Source organism: Bacteroides thetaiotaomicron VPI-5482, assembly GCF_000011065.1.
Classification (GTDB): Bacteria; Bacteroidota; Bacteroidia; order Bacteroidales; family Bacteroidaceae; genus Bacteroides; species Bacteroides thetaiotaomicron.
In genome coordinates this window covers 3489894-3510504 of sequence record NC_004663.1, presented here as the reverse complement: position 1 = coordinate 3510504, position 20611 = coordinate 3489894, and the positions used below count along the sequence as shown (strand labels likewise).

The following is a 20611-nucleotide window of genomic DNA, read 5'->3' as shown; positions in this document are numbered from 1 at the left end:
CTTTGCATTAAAAATTAAGTTTGATACCTGCCCAATAACTTCTTGTCGACGGATAAGCGATGCCAAGTTGTTCCGGATCGGCAAAATGGATATTGTCTAATGAGAACAGATTGGTGCCTTGTACGAATACTTTCAGGTCGGCAAAGCGAGTCTGCGATTTCGGGAAAGTATAAGCTACCAATAGGTTACGCAGTTTCAGGAATGAACCGTCACGGTACCACAGTGAGCTGGCGCGATAGTTATTCAAGTTTTCTTGAGTAGTCAGTCTCGGCATGGTTGCATTGGTCTTATTCTCCGGTGTCCAGCTTATTTCTTCATTCAGGAATGTATTTGAAATGTTGCCATTGCTTACAAGTGGACTATAAAGCGGACTGTTGAGCAATGAAACAGTGACTCCGGTCATTCCCTGGAAATCAGCGGAAAGCTCCAGTCTCTTGTATGAGAAGTTCAGATTGAATCCGAAATAGAAGCGTGGAACAGATGAACCGAACATTTTCACAATGTCTTTCTCGTCGATGCGGTTGTCACCGTTCTGATCTTTGTATTTCACGTCACCGGGAGCTACGTCCGAGAAGGTTTGTTGCGGACTGTTGTTGATTTCCTGCTGGCTGTTGAAGAAGCCGATAGCTTCCAGGCCGTACATCTGTCCGATACGGTTGCCCTTGGTATACAGGTAGTCGTATTCCTGATATGCCTGGTTTACATTGACTACCTCTGTATTCAGATATGACATGCTAGCACCAATACCATAATGGAAATCACCGATCTTATCATTCCAACTCAAAGAAGCATCCACTCCTTTGTATTTATAGATTCCTTCGTTCACCTGACCTACTGTGATACCGATAATACCGGAAGTAGAATTGGCACCTGACACAAGTATATCCGAACGTTTTTCGTAGAAACCTTCTACTGTTGCATTCAAACGATTATCAAAAGCAGCGAGATCAAATCCGAAAGTCGCTTTCTGTGATTTTTCCGCTACCAGGCCGATAACCGGCAGATCGCCTTCACTGCCACCGGACTGTCCTCCGGCATTCACTCCGAAGTTATAACCGGCACCGCCGCTGCCATAAGACTGACGCCATAGTTCGTGGCTCAGATTGCCGTCCCATCCGGACAGACCGTAAGAGGCGCGAATCTTAAAGAGATTGATCGGTGTCACCTTTTCCATAAATGCTTCGTTGGAAACGATCCATGCAGCGGAAACGGCAGGATAGTTCGAGTATTTGTCTCCGTCGGGCAGGTAAGCTGATCCCGAACGGTTAAATACGGCATTGAGGCTGTAACGGTTGTCGTAAGTATATGTGGCGTTCACCAGCACAGACTGATTCTTCTGAGAGTTGTTTCTGCCGTTTTTGACAACAGACTGCATATCATAAATCAATGCTCCTCCCACCTGATGTTTGCCAAAAGTGCGGTTATAATCCACCTTTGCCTGGAAATCGCTGCGTAGCATCAGCCTTTCGAAAGGCTGTGTATGTCCCAGTGTTTCGGAGTCTGTACCATAAATGGCAGGAGTTGTCACCAGTGTACCATCGCTGGTGATACTTGCATTGCTGTTCATGTAACGATACTCTTTATTGGTGGTTTCATTCATTCCTCCGATATTATCGAAAGAGACGGATGCTTCGGCTGCCAGCCCTTTGGTCAATGCACTTAAATCCTGACGGATGCTTAGGTCGGCGAGTAGTGTTCCGTATACGTTACGGATGTGTCCGTAGTCTTTCAACAGAGCTACCGGATTACCGGTTCCGTACACAGAACTACCTCCATAAATGCCATTCTCATAACGAATGGGGAATGCAGCGGATGGAATGCCATAGATTTTGTTGAAAATAGCGCTGCGTCCATAGCGGGTACCTCTGAATTCTTTCAGTCTGCCTACAATGCCGGCTTTCAGCAATGTGCTTTCCGTCACTTTTACGTCCAGATTGGTACGTACGGTCAGACGTGTGTCTGTAGGTGTAGTGTCGAAACGTGTATCTTCCGTGTTTTTCTTCAACATGGAGCGATCCCGGTAATAGTCAACTACCGTGTAAAAACGGAATTTGTCACTACCTCCGCTGAAAGACATTTTCAGGTTGTGGGTCAATCCTGTGTTGTTCAGCGTTTCATTCCACCAGTCTACATTCGGATAATCATACGGATAGATTCCTGTCCGGAAAGCATCCAGTTCCTGCGCATTGTAGCGTGCAGGCAGACCGTCTCCGCTTAATGCGGTGTTAAGAGCGTTCGCATACGTATAGGCATCTGCGAAGTCCGGAGAACGGAATTGGGTATTGACACCGAAATTATAGTCCACATTTACCTTCAGACCATTGCTTATTCCGCGTTTAGTCGTGATCAGTACTACTCCATTCGCACCACGCATACCGTAGAGAGCAGCGGCTGCCGCATCTTTCAGAACGTAGCATGATTCGATTTCCATCGAAGTGATGTCACTGATATCACGTGGGAAACCATCAATTAATACTAGCGGGGCATTTCCGTGTATAGAGAGGGTGGATACGTTATCGGCTGACGAGCCTGTACCCTGATATACATTCAGACCTGCCACTTTTCCATACAAAGCTTTGCTGATATCTATGTACGGGGATTTTTCGAATGCGGAAGCATTGACTCCGTTGATAGAGTAACTGCTGGTCCGGGAAGATACGTTCATCTGGTAGCCGATGCTCAGTGTATCTGCCAGCTGCATTTCCGAAGCAGCTTTCGATGTCTGTGCATTCAGGGATACCGAACCTCCCAGGAGCAGAGTGATTAATATATAATTTATTTTATTCATTGTTCAAACGATATTAGTTAACGTGTCATTTACCAGCCCGGGTTTTGGGTCATTCCATATTGCTTGTTGATTTCCTCCTGAGGAATCGGAGCCAGATACCACTTGGTATCCCAGTTGGTAGCCCAGTAATGGTCTCCCAGTTCGATCTTCTCGAAGGTGAACTCAGTCGGATTGTTCAGGTCGTTACCTCTGCTTCTGAGTCCGTACAACTTCTTCTTGAAGTCGCTCTGACGGTCTCTGCGAACGAGGTCGAACCAGCGTACTTCTTCAAATCCTAATTCGAGTGCTCTTTCTCTCAGTACTGCTTCGAGGAACTGATCGTGATTCATCGTCTTGGAAAGTTCCGGCAGACCTACTCTCTTTCGTACATCGTTTACCATTTTGTAAGCCTCGTCGGTAGGGCGTCCGTTGACTTCGTTGAGTACTTCCGCATATCCCAGCATGATTTCCGCCAGACGGGTGTGTGACCATTGTACCGGACCTTCGCGATCGTTGTTTTCCTGTAAGATGTACTTCATGATCAGGAATCCGCTACCGTCTTTGTAGTCGGCATGGTTGATATAAACAGGAGCTGTTGTTCCGTTGCAGTAGGTGTCTCCGGGACAAGCTACATTTTCATACAGACGTGGGTCGCGGGTGGGCACCATTTCGCCTTTTGTAAAGAACGGTTGCTTGGAGGGTGACTTCCAGTCGAAATTTGCCGGAAAATCAGTTCCGTCTTCCCACGGAAACATATCTACATAGTTCAATGTAGGGCCGCTGTAATAACGTTGGCCGATAAAGCTGCTGTGAACATCGGAGCCATATCCTTGACGGGTAGAGATTAATATTTCTGTTCCGCCGCGGTTGTAGTAGGCCTGACGATAGGCCAGACGTCTTGCCCGGTGCGTCTCTTCCGTAGGTTGAATCAGTTCGTATTCGTGCCGTTTTTGTAATTCTGTGAAAAAGGCTGCGCCTGCTTCGGCGGCATCTTTCCATCGTTGGTCGCTGTAATTTCCGTAACAGGTATATTCGTCTGCTTCCGGATGCCATTTAGTGTTTGAGTTGAAAGTCGGACTGGCTGCCCATTGCAATACCTTGAACTTTAATGCCATCGCTCCTGCCAGGGTCATACGTCCGTCATCTGCTTTCTCGGCTTTCCAGGCCAGATTGGAGTTGATGGCTTCGTTGAGCAATCCTACGATCTTCTCTACCGTTTCGGCAAAAGTGATACGGGGGAAATTCATTGTCTCGTTTACGTCTACATAGTGGTCCAGCCATGTCACACCGCCTACATATCTCAGCATTTCGAAATAGCAGAGGGAGATCAAAACTTTGGCTTCCGCGATCCGCTCGCTTTTCTCGCTGGCTGTCATGTCGGGCACTTTTTCTACGTTCTCAATGTACAACCAGGCATAACGGATTGTAGTCCAGTCGGATTTGCTTCCATAACGGTAAGCGGAATTTTTGGGAACATTGTTGGCGCTGAGTGCTCCGTTGTAATAGAGCTTGACAGGACCGTCACTGATATTATCACGGAAACTATAACATAAGTCTGTGATTGATTCAAGTATGTTCACACCCAATTTGTAGTCAGAGCCGGTCGGTAGCCCATAAGGTAATCCGGTATATGCTTTGGTCAGCACCTTTTCGGCATTTATTTTCGAAGAGAACATTTCTTCGGTAGTCGCTCCGGAACTCTCAGGCTGGTCGCCCAGAAATTTATCCCCGAAGCTGATTTCAGAACAGGAGGAGGCTATCAGTACGCAACCCAATGCTATTCCGAGTCCTTTTATTATTCTATTCATACAGTCGTTTTTTAGAAGTTAAGATTTAAACCGAAGCTATATACTTTGATCAGCGGATAATCTCCGAATCGGTTAGGATCACTTTCCGGATCAAGATATTTAAGCGGTGAGAAGGTCAGCAGGTTGTAGCCGCTGAAGTTTAATCCGAGTGAGCTGAGGCCCAGTTTCTTCAGGAATTTCTTTCCGGTGATGGTATAACCGAAGCTCAGGCTCTTCAAGCGGAGATAGGAAGCATCCACCAACCAGAGGGTAGAGGGTTCGGAGTTCCAGCTTTCCGATTCTTCCGACGGACGCGGATAAGTAGCTCCCAGTTGGTTTTCCGGAGTCCAGCAACCGTCGTAGAAGTAGGTCAGCAAACCACGCTTTCCGGCATTCGTATAAGGGATACGGTATTCGATGTCATACATTCTGTTAACGTTCTTGGAACCCACCCATTGCATGGTGAAGTTGAATCCTTTCCAGTCGAATCCCATGTTCATACCGAAAACGTATTCCGGACGGGTAGCATAACCTGCTACGCTCTTGTCATTACCGTCCACGATGTGGTCTCCGTTGAGGTCGGCGTACATGGCGTCACCCGGATATACCTTCTGATAAGGCTGAGGCAGTTCCGGCTTTAAGGTCAGTTCGCCGTCGGCTCCGGTGATGAAGTCGCTGTACTGATAGAGACGGATGTAGTTGTATACTCCGGTCTGGCGTCCGGTAGAGCCACCGGTCTGGTTCATATAAGAGAATTGCTTGGGCACTTCGTCCATATAGAGGATTTTGTTGCGTGCGAAAGAGACGTTGGCATCCACATTATAGGTGAAATCCTTTCCGATCTTATCGCGCCAGCCGAGAGAAACTTCGTAACCGTGGTTGTCTACCTTACCAATGTTCAGGTTAGGCAGTGCAGTTGCGATGATGCTTGGGGTCGATTCCGGAGAGATCAGAATACCTGTGCGGTGTTCGATAAAGTAGTCGAAGGTAGCGGACAGGCGGCTGTTGAAGAACTTAAGATCAATACCGTAGTTCTGCTTGTCGGCTGTTTCCCAGGTTACTGCCGGGTTACCCATACGTGAGATGGCTGCTGCCGATTGGGAAATCGGATTGTCCACACCGAAGCTGTAACTGCCCGATGATCCCCATACGGCAGGCATGTACATAAAGCGTGAGTCTACTCCCTTGTCGTTACCTACACGTCCCCAGGATGCTCTGAGTTTTAGGTAGTCTACGATTTTCTGGTTTTCCATAAACTTCTCGGCAGTTGCGATCCATCCGGCAGAGAAGGAAGGGAATACACCGAAACGTGTGCTGCCCGGAGCAAAGTTCTCCGAACCGTTGTAGCCGACGTTTACGTCGAGCAGATATTTACTTTGATAGGCGTAAGTAGCACGTCCTACCAATCCTACGTAGTTACGGGGCAGATAAGTGTAGCTGTCCGGATAATAGTTACGCGACTGATTGTAAAGGAACAGACCGGATATTCTGTGGTCGCCGAATGTACGGTCATAGTTGATACGTCCTTCCAGATACCAGTTCTGTCCGCGTCCGCTGCTTTCCGAGTAAGTGAGCGGAGTATCGCTGCCGCTGGGTACATAGATAAGTGATTTATCGTAGTCGGGATCGGTCTGTGACATCGTACCGTTGGTGTCAAAGTATGATTTGTAGTACACAGTCTGCGCTTCGATGGCGCCTCCCGTACGTACTTTTTCCAGTTTGAATTTATTGTCGTAAGCACCTTTCACGGAAACGCTCAGTCCCGGAGTGATAAAGTCCAGTTTCTGTGTGATGTCCAAATCCAGATTCAATGTCGTGTCATACGTTTGATTGTAACCTTGTCCGTAGAATACGAACATACCGTCACGCATCACTTCTCCCAGCGGAACCATATCTTTAGGAATCAGTGTACGTACTCCGTTGATAAATCCCGGTCCGGCAAACGGATGTGACCAGATCTGTGCGATTACCCAAGGATTCTGGTCTTCACCTGTGCCCGAAACGACGCTGCGCGGTTCCTGTATCTTGCCTAAAACACCACCGACACCGAGTTTCATCGAAGTAGTCTTTGTCAGATTAGCATCGATATTGGCACGGTAGTTATAGCGGTTGTAACGATAGTTATTGTCGTACATCTGTCCGGGAAGTTCTTTCAGAAGTCCGTTCTGATAAGTATAACCTACAGAGATGAAGTATCGCACATTATCGCTACCGCCGGAGATATTTAGGTTGTTTTGGCTTTGAAGATAGATATTATTAAAAATATACTTCTTCCAATCCATACTGGGATACATGATCGGGTCTGAGCCGGTACGATAGGCTTCTACCTGTTCCGGGGTGAAGTATAATTTAGGATTCGTTACGTGGTCCATCTCCTGCTTCATGTTCCAGAAGCGTGCGAACTCGTAACTTCCAGTCTGTTCTACCAGTGAGATGGGTTGTTGCAGACCCAGTTTGGTGCTGGCGGAAATCTGCGTTTTGCCTGCTTTACCTCTTCGGGTGGTGATCAATACAACGCCATTAGCACCTCTTACTCCGAATACAGCGGTGGAAGAGGCGTCTTTCAATACTGAAATACTTTCGATTTCGTTCGGGTCGATTTGTGAAAACTCACGTTCTATTCCGTCTACTAAAACCAAGGGCTTGGATTGTGAATCATTTAATGAACCGACGCCACGTACGTAGATGGCAGCAGCATCTTTACCTGGTTGTCCGGTAGTCTGTACGGAAGATACACCCGGCAATGCTCCTGCGAGGAGGTTCGTGATACTTGTTGCCGGAGATTTGATCAACTCTTTGTTGTCAATGGAGGAGACGGCACTGGTAAGCATGCGCTTGTCCTGATTACCGTAGGCGATAGCTACAACTTCCACTTCACCGAGGTTCTGTGCATCTTCTTTTAAGGAAACATTGATGATTGTCCTGTCTCCGACCACGATCTCCTGGGTTACATACCCGATAAAGGAAATGTTCAATACGGATTTTTTGCTTGGGGCGACGATCGTAAAGTTACCGTCAAAGTCTGTGATTGTCCCAATGCTCGTGCCTTTCACAGTCACATTAGCTCCGGGAACGCCTTCTTTGAGTGTTTCATCCGTTACTCTACCCTTAATTGTGATACCTTCCGGGGGCAAGGCATACATCAACGGTATGAATAAAAGAAACGTAACAAGAAAGCAGAATCTTAAATTGAGCGCGTTTCTCATACTGTTTAATTTGATAGGTTAATAATATATTTAGTTTATAGTTAGGTCAACCGGGTTGGGGGTGACTTTTATTCTCTTTATTCTCTCTTCAGTTTCTAAATATATCCTTTGCTTATGTGCAATAAGGTTAACTTCATTTATCTTTTAATGATGATGCAAAATTAGGGGTGATGTGAAAAATGGACGTGCAATATTCACCAAATTAGGTGCACAAATAGCTAGAAACACTATCTGTAACAAATGGGTAGACCTTGATACAAAATTATAGACGGAATGGAAAAGGAGGCTTTGTAAGGAACAATAAAAAAGCCCATCCTGTTATGTTGCACATAGGCAATAACAGGATGGGCATCTGATTGGTTCTTCTCTTTGGAGAATATGTCTTGTCTAGAAGCTGAAGCTTAATCCTCCCAGGAAGTTAAGACCTTCTGTAGGATAGCCCAGATAATACTGGTATTTCTTATTGAGGATATTATTAATCCGGGCATACACGGATACTCCTTTGAACACATTATAGCTGGCTCCGGCATGCAGGTCGCTGACTGCTGCGGCTTTAATGCCTTCTACCTTTGTGCGTCCGATATAATCGTAACCGAGATTGATATTCAGTCCTGTGATCGGGCGGAAGTCTGCGCTGAAATTAATTTCGCAGGCGGGTTTCATATACAGGCTGTATTTTTCTTTCGCATCCCAGTTACGGTAAGTTCCAGCAGCGAACAATGCAATGAGGTCTTTGTATTCATAGCTGATCTTCATACCAGCGTAGAAGTTGTTGGCATTGCTAAATTCCAGATTCAGATATTGATGTGCTGTGACCGGGGACGAGGAATTCCCTTCCTGAGCATCACCGGCAAGTGAGGGATCATAGTTGACAAATGTTTCTTCCTGCACCTCAAAGAAATCGTCTTTCAAATCCTGATAACCGCCATACAGATTAATCCATAATCCGGGATAAGGACTCGCTTTAAATCCTATTGCTGCATTCAGCTGTTCGTACGTATCGAGAATAGGGCCTGCCGGCAAGGCATAAGGACAGATCGTTTCCAGTCTGCGGAAATCGTTGACCAGCTTGCCTCCGGTAGCTTGCGCATAGAGTACGTAGCTGTCGGAGAAGATATACTGTGCTATTACATCCGGAGACACGCGGAATGATTTACCGCTGCCGAATGAGATATCCACATTGGCTCCTGCACGCAGGTTCCAGCTGTCGCTGCTGAGTTTATAATGCGGATTCAGTGCCAGAGCGGTACGGTTCTCGTATACCTGGAGGTCGTCAGCAAGTTTCAGGTCTTTATTGTAGATGAGATTACGCATGTCCAATCCGATGTTGATGCTCTGTTCGTCGCTGATAGCGCCGCTGATCAATCCTTTGGTATGCACTTGTGTTTCTCTGACTTTGTCATTGAAAAAGAAAGTGTTATTGTTCTGACGGTTGTACATCATCAGATTGGTTTCCGCTTCGAACTGTATGGGATAATTTTCATCTGTCGATTTTACTCCCAGATGGAAGTCTCCTGAAGTAAACTTCTGCTTGCCGGGCTGAACCGGAGAAAGGTTGAAATTGCTGAGTCCGAAATTAGCGGCGATGTTGAAATCTACCTTGTTGAACTGATGGATATAATCGATATTCGCACGGGTACGGTAATAATAAGCATTCCATTTCGTGTCTGTTTCCGGCATAGTCAGTTTGCCATCCATTCCGTCCATCTGAAAGCGGACGTTCAGCTTGTCCCTGTCCGACAGACGGAACAGGTAATTGGCAAGGAGATCCAGATTACCGTAGTTTCCATATCCGGCGCGTATATATCCGGGCTTGCTGCCGGGCTGCACTTCCGTTCCTACATAGGGACGCATCAGGTCGGCAGGGATAGAGGTAGCCGGGAAGAAAGTAGTGGCATATTCCACTTCCTTTTTGCTGACGGTAGGTTCTTCCACTTTGGGTAGCACATTCACTTTGGAAGCATCCAGAATGTCGGGATTATATTCCTGTTCTACGACGACCGTGCGGTTCATGGTCGTATCTTTCGGCTGAGTATTCTGTGCCTGGAGGTTGAACGGCATCAGAAATGCCAGTGTAAAGCCTCCTGCTATATAAAGAGTTCGTTTCATACTTTTCAATCTTTACTTGTTTAGTTTCTTTAGTCTGTCTTCAATCATGCTCTCGATATCGTCATTGCCCTGGTAATTCTGTTGCAGACTCAGCAGATACTGGCGTGCGTCGAGGTCTTTACCCATAGCGACATATACGTCCGACAGGAGGACAAAGCTGCGTGCCAGCCAATAAGCGTGTGGCGTACTCTGTTCGATGTAGTTGAGCAGCTCTTTTTCTGCCGCCGCATATTCTTTGGCATCGTAAAGTGCTTGGGCAACCTGGTATTTAGCTTCGGCACCATAAGAATTACGGGTATCCTTGGCCAGTTCGCGGAAATCATCCAATGCTTTCTTGTCCGCTTTCTGATTCTTATAAGCTTTTGCGCGATAATAAAGAGCTTCGTTTTTCAGTTCCGGACTAAGCTTGGCTTCAGCCAGCACCTCGGTAGCCGCGTGAATCGTTTCTACGTCGTCTCTCAGCAGGAAGGCACAGCGCAGGATGCCGGTTTCGGCAAGCTGGCGGCGTTCTACATTGGTCGCTTTTTCTTTCAGCATCTTGTAGCTTGCCAGAGCTTCTGCCATCTGTTGCTGGTTGAACTGTACTTCCGCACGCATGATCAGCGCTTCTTCTGCGAATGGATTATTCGGATATTCAAGCAATTTTCCGGAGTGGAGGAGCACCATATCATAATTCTTCTGCTCATTTCCAATCTGGCAGAGGTAATAATGTGCATTCAGGCTAAATGCTCCTTCTGGGAAAGTTTGCAGATATTTATTAAGGCTGCTCTTGGCTTCTTCTGTTCTGCCACGTGCATAAATCTTTTCGGCAGCCGCATACGTAAGTGAGTCCTGTTCGCTGGCGTCAAAGCGGATGTGTCCCGGCATCGCATTGGCTAAAGCCGCAAATTCATCGATACGGTTTAAATCTACATAGATAGATTTCATATCGCGCATTGCCAGGCGGGCTTCTTCGCTGCCCGGATATTTCTCAATCACTTGTTTGTACGCATTGATTGCCTGGTCGAAGTTGCCGTTCTGATAATACAGCAAACCGATTTCAGCCGCAGCTTTCCGGCTGACGGGGCTTTCGGGATATTTCTCCAGCAATTCCTTGAAAGAAGTAATAGCCTGACTGTTGTTATCCATCAGTACATATGAACGCCCTTTTTCGTAGATGGCATTCACTGCGTATGGAGAAGAAGGATATTTGCCGACCAGCCTGTTCAGAAGAGTGATCTTACCGGTATAGTCTTTCTGTAAACCGGATACCAGTGCCAGCTGATAGAATGAGTAATCGCCGGAAGGAGTATTCATTTGTTCGGCTTGCGAGTAGTAGTGCTTGGCTTCTTCAAAGTTGCGCACATTCAGATGACAGTCTCCGATACGGTTGTAGGCATCTGCAAGCGCTGTTCTGTTTTCGCCTTTTTCCAGTTGGATATATTTTTGGAAATAATTGCTTGCCTGTGTATAGTCCTTGCGGTGGAAAGCAATGTATCCTAAGTTGTAGTTGGCGAGCGCATACATTTCATTATTTGGCTGCGTGGTCAGTTGCAGGTAAGCGTTGAAATCGCGGGCGGCTTCCATCATCCGGTTGAGGCGGTAGTAAGATTCTCCGCACCAGTAGTAAGCGTCCGCCTTTGTCTGGCGGTTGTACTGCCCGATGGTGATGGACTGGTTCAGATATTGGAGAGCCTGTTCGAAATTGGCATTGGCAAACGACTGTGTACCCAGTTGGAAGAGAATCTTTTGTTTGGCTTCCATGATCTGTGCACTCGGCTTGGCAATCCGTTCGATTGACTTTAAAGCAGCTTCGTAGCTGCGGGTATTTATATAGACTTCTACCAGATAGTTGCTTACTTTCTCGGCATACGGAGAAGTCGGGAATTCATTGAGAAATTTCTCAAAAGCAGTAACCGATTCACCGAAAGCGGAGTAGGACGTTTCGTGCAGGCAAAGTGCATAGTTGTAAGCGGCCTGTTCCTTAATCTGCAGGTTGGCGTTGGAGGCGGCTGCCTGTTCGAAAGCCATACGTGCCTTGTTCTTTTCTGCCAGTTGCAGGTAAGAGAGTCCCATGTGCAGGTAAGCATTCTGGGTCAGGGCATCGTTGGCGGTCGTCACTTGTCCCAGCATTTCGGCTGCTTTGGAGTAGACTTTTGTCTGGTAATAGGAGAGTCCCAGCATATAAAGTGCATCCCGGCGGGGAGCAGAGTGATCTCTGTCCAGATAGCCGGTGAATGCTTCCACTGCCTGGTGATATTGTCCGAAATGGTAGTAAGCGTCTCCCAGAATGCGGTACATCTCGGCAGCGTGCTCGTTGTTCGGATAGGCCGACAGGTAGTTTTGTGCTACGATCTGCGCCTTATCATAGTTCTTTTTGATAGCATAGATTTCTGCTATGTAGTAAGGTACGAGTTCTTTGTACTTCGGGTCGTCCTGCAAAGGGAGGAAGTCTTTCAACGCTTCATCATAGCGCTTCTGAGTGTAGCGGATATAAGCGAGATAGTAACTGCAGTCCTTTGCATATTTGGGACTGCTGGCACGTAACGTTTCGAACCAGATGGCGGCTTCTTTCAGATTATCAGTCTTCATGTAGCAGGTTGCCAGTTGGTAGGTGCGGTCGTCGCGCTCCTCATTTCCCAGTAGATCGAGCCGTGTAGAATTAAAGAGTGCCAGGGCCTCATCATATTTCCCTTCATAGAAGTAGCAGGAAGCCAGTAGTGAATAGATTCGGTTGGCGTAGGGAGTATCCGGATAACAGTCGAGGTACTTGCGCAGTAACTCGATGCGGTTTTTGTCTTTCAGTTCATAAGCCGAACTGACTAACATATATTCTGCGTCCTGAAGGAGACTTGCTGTTGGCTTTTGCTTTACAAATGCTTTCAATGCAGGTATGGCAGCTGCATAATTTTTTTCCTGGAAAAGTTCTTTCCCTTCTTTATAAAGGTTGACAGGAGAGGTTATCTTTTCGCTTGTCTGTGCGGAGATGGCAATTGGTGCACAACACAACAAGGTGCAGATAATTCGTGATATTCTTTTCTTCATAATCTAGTGTTTTGACAAAAATACGACTATATCTTCCAACGAAAACCCTTTGAAAGTTATTTTATAATCATTTAAATCTTTATGTAAATTATCTCTCATCCATTTTGAATCCGAAATACTTATTCTTTTTGGACTCTTTTTTATCTTCCTGATGAGAGTAATTAAGTCTGATGTTGAATTTCATGTGATTGTTGTTTTATAATTATTGGTGGTTACAAAGATAATACGAATCTTAGTATTTTCCTCATTTAAAACGTTTTCTGATACCCAAAAGTTTAGTGCCCCTTTTAGTTAATTGTGTTGAGCCAGAAACTGTACAAGTCCCCGCCGAATGGAATCCAGCCCGAAATCTTCCGGACGTATCTCTGATAATGGCAGGAAGAAAGAATCTGCCACGTCATCCATTGCCGAGAAATGGCTCATGTCTTTTACGGTACAGAGAAAGAACATATCGAGCGTATGAACGGAAAAGCCGGAATAGATATAAATGTTCGGCAGGGAGAACTGATAGGTCGCTTTTTCTACCTTCAATCCTGTTTCCTCCCATACTTCCCTGCCTACTCCTTCTTCTCCTGTTTCGTTCATGTCGATAAATCCTCCGGGAAGGTCGAGTGTCCCTTTGGCCGGTTCTTTGGCACGGCGGCAGACCAGCAGTTCCTTCTTTTCATTCAGAATCAGTGCCACGGTAGCGGAAGACGGATTGAAATAATAAACAAAGCCGCAGTCTGTGCATTTCTTAGACTTCTCGTTGTTCACTTCGAAGTGCGGAGAACCGCATTCGGGACAGTACAGGAATTGGGCAAGAGGATGTTTCATCATAACTGATTTTATATAATAGATTGTTTGCCGACAAAAATATAAAATCTTTTCTTCAGATATGGAATAATGTGATTACAAAATGCTAAATACCCCGTCTTATTAGTATCATTAATAACAATCATATACAAATTAAAAGAATCAGACTATGAATAACAAAATGAATATTCCTTTATCAGGAATTATTCCTCCGTTGGTAACTCCCTTGTTGGACGATGATGTGTTGGATGTGGAAGGTTTGCAAAGATTGATCGAACATCTGATAGCAGGGGGAGTACATGCTCTTTTTGTGTTGGGAACTACCGGTGAATCACAGAGCCTCAGTTATAAATTGAGGATGGAAATGATTAAAAATACCTGCCGTATAGCGAAAGGACGGTTGCCGGTATTGGTATGTATTTCCGATACTTCGATTGTGGAGAGTGTGAACCTTGCCTGCCTTGCGGCAGATCATGGAGCCGATGCCGTCGTTTCCGCTCCTCCTTACTACTTTGCGACAGGTCAGCCCGAACTGATCGAGTTTTATGAGCATCTGCTGCCTCAGTTGCCGTTACCATTATTCTTGTATAATATGCCGACTCATACAAAGGTGAACTTTGCACCGGCTACGATTCAGCGGATAGCGGAGAATCCCGGCGTAATCGGTTTTAAAGACAGTTCGGCAAATACGGTTTATTTCCAGTCGGTGATGTATGCCATGAAAGATAATCCGGATTTCTCGATGCTGGTGGGACCGGAAGAAATTATGGCGGAATCCGTACTGCTGGGGGCTCATGGCGGCGTAAACGGTGGTGCGAATATGTTCCCCGAATTGTATGTGAGCTTATACAACGCTGCGAAGAATGCAGATATGGAAGAAGTGAGACGTTTGCAGGAAAAAGTAATGCAAATCAGTGCTACGATATATACGGTAGGGCAACATGGGTCCAGTTACCTGAAAGGTCTGAAATGTGCTCTCAGTCTACTCGGAATATGCAGCGATTATGTGGCTGCGCCTTTCCATAAGTTCGAACAACGGGAAAGAGGAAAAATATGGAAGGCACTTCAAAATTTGGGAGTTGATGTAGTGCTCAGGTAATTAATCAAGAAAAAATGAACGGCTATGTCTATTCTCGACATTATTATCTTTTTATTCTTCACGGGGGGAGTTGTTGTCTTCGGCTGCTCTTTCTTCAACAAGAAACGTTCGTCGGAGGAATTTACTTCGGCAGGACGTTCCCTTCCGGGTTGGGTTGTGGGAATGTCTATTTTCGCAACGTATGTAAGTAGTATCAGTTATCTGGCTTATCCGGGCAAGGCCTATATGTCCGATTGGAATGCTTTTGTATTCAGCTTGTCCATTCCGATAGCCTCGTATTTTGCTGCTAAATACTTTGTACCCTTTTATCGTTCTATCGGAAGCGTATCGGCTTACAGTTTTCTGGAAGAACGCTTTGGTCCCTGGGCGCGTGTATATGCGTCATCGTGTTATCTTTTGACGCAGGTTGCCCGGATGGGGTCTATTCTGTATCTGCTCGCATTGCCTATGAATGCCCTGCTGGGATGGGATATTAAGATGATTATCGCAGTAACCAGCGTTGCCATTATTGCCTATTCAATGCTGGGTGGTCTGAAAGCTGTGATATGGACGGAGGCGATTCAGGGATTTATTCTGATTGGTGGTGCGATAGCCTGCCTTTGTGTGCTGATGTTTAAAATGCCCGAAGGGCCTGCGCAGGTATTTCAGATAGCCATTACTGACCAGAAATTCAGTTTGGGAAGTTTCGGCAGCAGTCTGACCGAGTCTACTTTCTGGGTATGCCTTATTTACGGTATATTTATCAATCTACAGAATTATGGTATTGATCAGAACTACGTACAGCGTTATTTGACGGCAAAGAGTGATAAACAGGCTAAGTTCTCCGCTCTCTTCGGAGGTTATTTGTTTATTCCGGTTTCTGCAGTGTTCTTTATGATAGGTACGGCATTGTATGCATATTACAAGACGTTTCCGGAACTGCTTCCGGCAGGGGTCGAGGGGGACGCGGTCTTTCCCTATTTTATTGTACATGCGCTTCCGACCGGACTTACCGGATTATTGATTGCCTCCATTTTCGCGGCGGGAATGAGTACGGTGGCTACAAGCATTACAAGTTCGGCTACTATCATTCTGACGGACTATTATGCCCGTTATATAAATAAGAGACCGACAGAAAAACAATCGGTGAGAGCCTTGTATGTTTCGAATGTACTGATCGGAATAATCGGTATTTTCGTAGCGCTGGCATTTCTGAACGTAGAGAGTGCGCTGGATGCCTGGTGGGCTTTGTCCTCCATCTTCAGCGGTGGTATGCTGGGACTCTTCCTGCTGGGGTATATTTCAAAGAAGGCGCGGAATGTTGACGCCGTTTTGGGAGTGATCTGTGGCATTATCGTTGTCGTCTGGATGAGCTTGTCTCCTATCTTCTTTAAAGATGGTTTTATGAGCGAATATGCAAGCCCGTTTCATGCTAACCTGACTATTGTCTTCGGAACCATTGTTATCTTTTTGGCAGGCTTTCTCAGTATGCGTTTACTGAAAACAAAGAAGTAGAAGAAGGCAGCTTCACTGGCAGGCATATTGGTTTCATCTATTATCCGATAGAATTATTCGATTGGACTTTTTTTGCAAAGGCGGGGTTTCCGCCTTTATCTTTGCATCAGAAACAAAAAACAAAACGATGTTTCTGATGTTATAAGTCAAATCAATTAATAACAATAAAAGCAATAAAGAGTATGGAACCAATTTTAAATTCTCAACTTCCTGAATTCAGTGTTCAGGCTTTTCAAAACGGAGCTTTCAAGACAGTAACCAACAACGACCTGAAAGGTAAATGGGCAATCCTTTTCTTCTACCCTGCCGACTTTACATTTGTATGTCCGACAGAATTGGTAGACATGGCTGACAAATATGCTCAGTTCCAGGAAATGGGTGTGGAAATCTACTCGGTAAGTACTGACTCGCATTTCGTACACAAAGCCTGGCATGATGCTTCCGAAAGTATCCGTAAGATCAAATACCCGATGCTGGCAGACCCGACAGGCGCTTTGAGCCGTGCACTGGGTGTATATATCGAAGAAGAAGGTATGGCTTACCGCGGAACATTCGTCGTAAACCCGGAAGGAAAGATTAAAGTGGTGGAACTGAATGATAACAATATTGGTCGTGACGCCAGCGAATTACTTCGCAAAGTAGAAGCCGCACAGTTTGTGGCTACTCACGACGGAGAAGTTTGCCCGGCTAAATGGAAGAAGGGCGAATCTACTCTGAAGCCAAGCATTGACCTTGTCGGTAAGATTTGATAGATCTTGATAATGTGTGTGAAGGGCCGGTAACGGAGACGCTGCCGGCCCTTCTTTTAAAAGAATGAAAGGAGAAAGAGAGATGTTAGAACCTGCATTAAAAGAACAACTGAAGGGTATTTTTGCCGGACTGGAGGCTGACTTTACCTTTGATATATCCGTATCAGCCAGTCATGAAAGCCGTGCCGAATTGCTGGAATTGCTGAGCGATGTAGCCGAATGTTCCGATCACATCACTTGTATGGTAAATGAAGGAAGCGGACTTAAATTTACGATAGGAAAGAATGGTAAACCTACAGAAATTACTTTCCGTGCTATCCCCAACGGACATGAGTTTACTTCTTTATTACTCGCCATCCTGAATCTGGACGGTAAGGGAAAGAATTTTCCGGATGAGGCTGTCTGCAACCGTGTGAAAGCCTTGAAGGGTCCGATACACTTAGTGACCTATGTCTCACTGACTTGCACCAACTGTCCGGATGTAGTTCAGGCATTGAATGCAATGACCACACTGAATCCTTCCATTACTCATGAAATGGTTGACGGTGCACTGTATCAGGATGAAGTGGATGCCTTGAAGATACAAGGCGTGCCTTCTGTATTTGCCGATGGGAAACTGCTTCATGTAGGTCGTGGCGAATTTGGCGAATTGCTTGCTAAACTGGAAGCGCAATACGGTATTGATGAAACCAAGGTGGAGACGGAAGTGAAGGAATACGATGTTATCGTAGCCGGTGGCGGTCCTGCCGGAGTATCAGCAGCCATCTATTCTGCCCGTAAAGGCTTGCGCGTGGCGATTGTTGCCGAGCGTGTCGGCGGACAGGTGAAAGAGACGGTAGGCATTGAGAATCTGATTTCGGTTCCCGAAACAACAGGAAGCGAACTTGCCGATAATCTGAAAACGCATCTTCTGCGTTATCCTGTTGATTTGTTGGAACAGCGTAAGATAGAAAAGGTAGAACTTGCCGGAAAAGATAAACTGGTAACTACTTCCGTAGGAGAGAAATTCATTGCTCCTGCATTGATTATCGCTACAGGTGCAAGCTGGCGAAAACTGAATGTTCCCGGCGAGAACGATTATATCGGGCGTGGAGTCGCTTTCTGTCCTCATTGCGACGGTCCTTTCTATAAAGGAAAGCAGGTTGCGGTAGTGGGCGGTGGAAACTCCGGCATCGAGGCAGCCATTGACTTGGCAGGTATCTGTTCTAAAGTCACCGTCTTTGAATTTATGGATGAACTGAAAGCGGATAATGTCCTTCAGGAAAGACTTAAATCTCTGCCGAATGTGGAAGTATTCGTGAGTTCGCAAACGACAGAAGTAATTGGTAATGGCGATAAACTGACAGCCTTGCGCATCAAAGACCGTAAGACGGAAGAAGAACGTTTGGTAGAACTGGACGGAGTATTCGTGCAGATCGGACTTTCCGCCAATAGCAGCGTTTTCCGTGATATTGTGGAAACAAACCGACCGGGTGAAATCGTTATCGATGCGCATTGCCGTACCAATGTGACGGGAATCTATGCAGCCGGAGACGTATCGACCGTACCTTACAAACAGATTATTATTTCTATGGGCGAAGGTGCCAAAGCCGCCCTTTCTGCCTTTGATGACCGCGTGCGGGGGCTGATTGTATAAGTAATGGCCACAGAGATTGTAAAAAGTCTCTTGTGGCTTTTATTTTTTTCTTACCTTTGTGATTCTAATATTTAACCCCCAATGAGAAACATGAAAAAGATATTCTTACTGATTTCCGCGATCTTGTTAATTGTTCCGGTGCAGGCTCAGCATACGTTGAGACTGATGACCTATAACATCAAAAATGCAACAGGCATGGATGGTGTCTGTGACTTCCAGCGTATTGCAAATGTGATTAATAACGCTTCTCCTGATGTGGTAGCCGTGCAGGAAGTAGATAGCGTGACCAATCGGAGTAATCAGAAATATGTATTAGGTGAGATAGCCGAGCGGACGCAGATGTATGCCTGCTTTGCTCCGGCTATAGATTATGATGGCGGAAAATACGGAATCGGTCTGCTGTCAAAGAAAGCTCCGGTTCATTTGCAGACTATAGCTCTGCCCGGCAGGGAAGAAGCCCGTGCATTGATCTTAGCGGAGTTTGAAGATTATATTTACTGTTGCACTCATTTATCCCTTACGGAAGAAGACCGGATGAAGTCATTGGAGATTCTGAAAACTTTTGCAGCTTCCTATAAAAAGCCTCTTTTTCTGGCGGGAGACATGAATGCGGAGCCGGAATCGGACTTTATTAAAGAGTTGCAGAAAGAATTTCGGATACTCTCTAATCCCAGACAACACACTTTTCCTGCTCCCGCCCCAAAGGAGACTATCGATTACGTGGCGGCTTTTAAGCAGAATGATAAAGGATTTGCCGTCGTCTCTTCGGAAGTGGTGAATGAACCTGTAGCATCCGATCATCGCCCTATTGTTGTGGAACTGCGCACTGCCGAAAAGGCGGATAAGATATTCCGTACTAAACCCTATTTGCAGAATCCGGTTGGAAATGGAATGACCGTGATGTGGGAAACCACTGTTCCTGCTTATTGTTGGGTAGAATACGGTACGGATACGACTCAATTAAAGCGTGCGCGTACTATTGTTGACGGACAGGTAGTCTGCAATAACAAGTTACATAAAATACGGCTGGATGATTTGCAGCCCGGTCAAAAGTATTATTATCGTGTCTGTTCACAAGAAATGTTGCTTTATCAGGCATATAAGAAAGTTTTCGGAAATACTGCCCGTTCTGCTTTCAGTGAATTTACTCTGCCTGTAACCGGTACGGATTCTTTTACTGCTGTTGTGTTCAATGATCTGCATCAGCATACCCATACCTTCCGGGCTTTGTGCAGGCAAATTCAGGATATTGACTATGATTTTGTTGTTTTCAACGGTGACTGTGTAGACGACCCGGCAAGTCATGATCAGGCAACTGCCTTTATCAGTGAACTGACCGAAGGAGTGCGCGGTGATTGTATCCCGACTTTCTTTATGCGGGGGAATCACGAAATCCGGAACGCTTATTCTATCGGTTTGCGTGACCATTTCGATTATGTAGGTGACAAGACTTATGGCTCTTTCAACTGGGGAGATACCCGTATTGTCATGCTGGACTGTGGAGAAGACAAAACAGACGATCATTGGGTCTATTATGATTTGAATGATTTCACCCAGTTACGTAACGAACAGGTCGGTTTTCTGAAGAAAGAACTGGCTGCCAAAGAATTTAAGAAAGCGAAAAAACGTATCCTCCTGCATCATATCCCTCTTTATGGTAATGATGGAAAGAATCTTTGTACTGAACTATGGACTAAGCTGCTGGAAAAAGCTCCTTTTGATATCTGTCTGAATGCTCATACTCATAAGTATGCTTATCACCCGAAAGGTGAATTGGGGAATCATTTTCCGGTTGTTATAGGTGGAGGATATAAGATGGAGGGTGCTACCGTGATGATTCTTGAGAAGAGGAAAGAAGAACTCAGAGTCAGGGTGTTGGATGCAAAGGGAGAAACTTTGCTGGATATAACGGTCTGAATAATGTATATGATAGTTTGAATCATAG

General features: G+C 45.8%; 11 protein-coding genes. 5 read left to right on the top strand and 6 right to left on the bottom strand.

The window, feature by feature from the left end; translation table 11 throughout:
* Positions 1-7: 7 nt before the first annotated feature.
* The 6 genes from BT_RS14300 to BT_RS14275 form a co-directional block, all read right to left on the bottom strand.
* Positions 8-2788 (bottom strand): SusC/RagA family TonB-linked outer membrane protein, encoded by a 2781-nt coding sequence (locus tag BT_RS14300; protein WP_011108499.1) that lies wholly within the window; start codon positions 2786-2788, stop codon positions 8-10.
* A gap of 29 nt (positions 2789-2817) precedes the next feature.
* The gene (locus tag BT_RS14295; protein ID WP_008761944.1) at positions 2818-4575 is read right to left on the bottom strand and encodes a RagB/SusD family nutrient uptake outer membrane protein; all 1758 of its coding nucleotides are present in this window, start codon (positions 4573-4575) and stop codon (positions 2818-2820) included.
* Between the two features lie 11 nt (positions 4576-4586).
* Positions 4587-7760 (bottom strand): SusC/RagA family TonB-linked outer membrane protein, encoded by a 3174-nt coding sequence (locus BT_RS14290; RefSeq protein WP_011108498.1) that lies wholly within the window; start codon positions 7758-7760, stop codon positions 4587-4589.
* 387 nt (positions 7761-8147) lie between these two features.
* The gene (locus BT_RS14285) at positions 8148-9869 is read right to left on the bottom strand and encodes a TonB-dependent receptor (RefSeq protein ID WP_008765321.1); all 1722 of its coding nucleotides are present in this window, start codon (positions 9867-9869) and stop codon (positions 8148-8150) included.
* A gap of 12 nt (positions 9870-9881) precedes the next feature.
* Complete coding sequence (locus tag BT_RS14280; RefSeq protein ID WP_011108497.1) at positions 9882-12893, bottom strand: tetratricopeptide repeat protein; 3012 nt, start codon at positions 12891-12893, stop codon at positions 9882-9884.
* A gap of 291 nt (positions 12894-13184) precedes the next feature.
* The gene (locus BT_RS14275) at positions 13185-13709 is read right to left on the bottom strand and encodes an NUDIX hydrolase (protein WP_011108496.1); all 525 of its coding nucleotides are present in this window, start codon (positions 13707-13709) and stop codon (positions 13185-13187) included.
* A 148-nt stretch (positions 13710-13857) separates the two neighbouring features.
* On the opposite strand from BT_RS14275, the gene BT_RS14270 reads away from it, so the two are divergent.
* From BT_RS14270 to BT_RS14250, 5 genes are all read left to right on the top strand, one after another.
* Positions 13858-14787, top strand: coding sequence for a dihydrodipicolinate synthase family protein (locus tag BT_RS14270; RefSeq protein WP_008761948.1), 930 nt, complete (start codon positions 13858-13860; stop codon positions 14785-14787).
* A gap of 24 nt (positions 14788-14811) precedes the next feature.
* Positions 14812-16281 (top strand): sodium:solute symporter, encoded by a 1470-nt coding sequence (locus tag BT_RS14265; RefSeq protein ID WP_011108495.1) that lies wholly within the window; start codon positions 14812-14814, stop codon positions 16279-16281.
* 182 nt (positions 16282-16463) lie between these two features.
* Positions 16464-17030: an alkyl hydroperoxide reductase subunit C gene (gene ahpC / locus BT_RS14260; RefSeq protein ID WP_008761950.1), complete on the top strand. Its 567-nt coding sequence runs from the start codon at positions 16464-16466 to the stop codon at positions 17028-17030.
* 82 nt (positions 17031-17112) lie between these two features.
* Positions 17113-18666, top strand: a complete 1554-nt coding sequence (gene ahpF, locus BT_RS14255; RefSeq protein ID WP_062695883.1) for an alkyl hydroperoxide reductase subunit F — start codon at positions 17113-17115, stop codon at positions 18664-18666.
* 90 nt (positions 18667-18756) lie between these two features.
* Positions 18757-20583 carry an endonuclease/exonuclease/phosphatase family protein gene (locus BT_RS14250; protein WP_048692652.1) on the top strand — a complete coding sequence of 609 codons (1827 nt, stop codon included), beginning with the start codon at positions 18757-18759 and terminating at the stop codon, positions 20581-20583.
* The last annotated feature ends 28 nt before the right edge of the window (positions 20584-20611 follow it).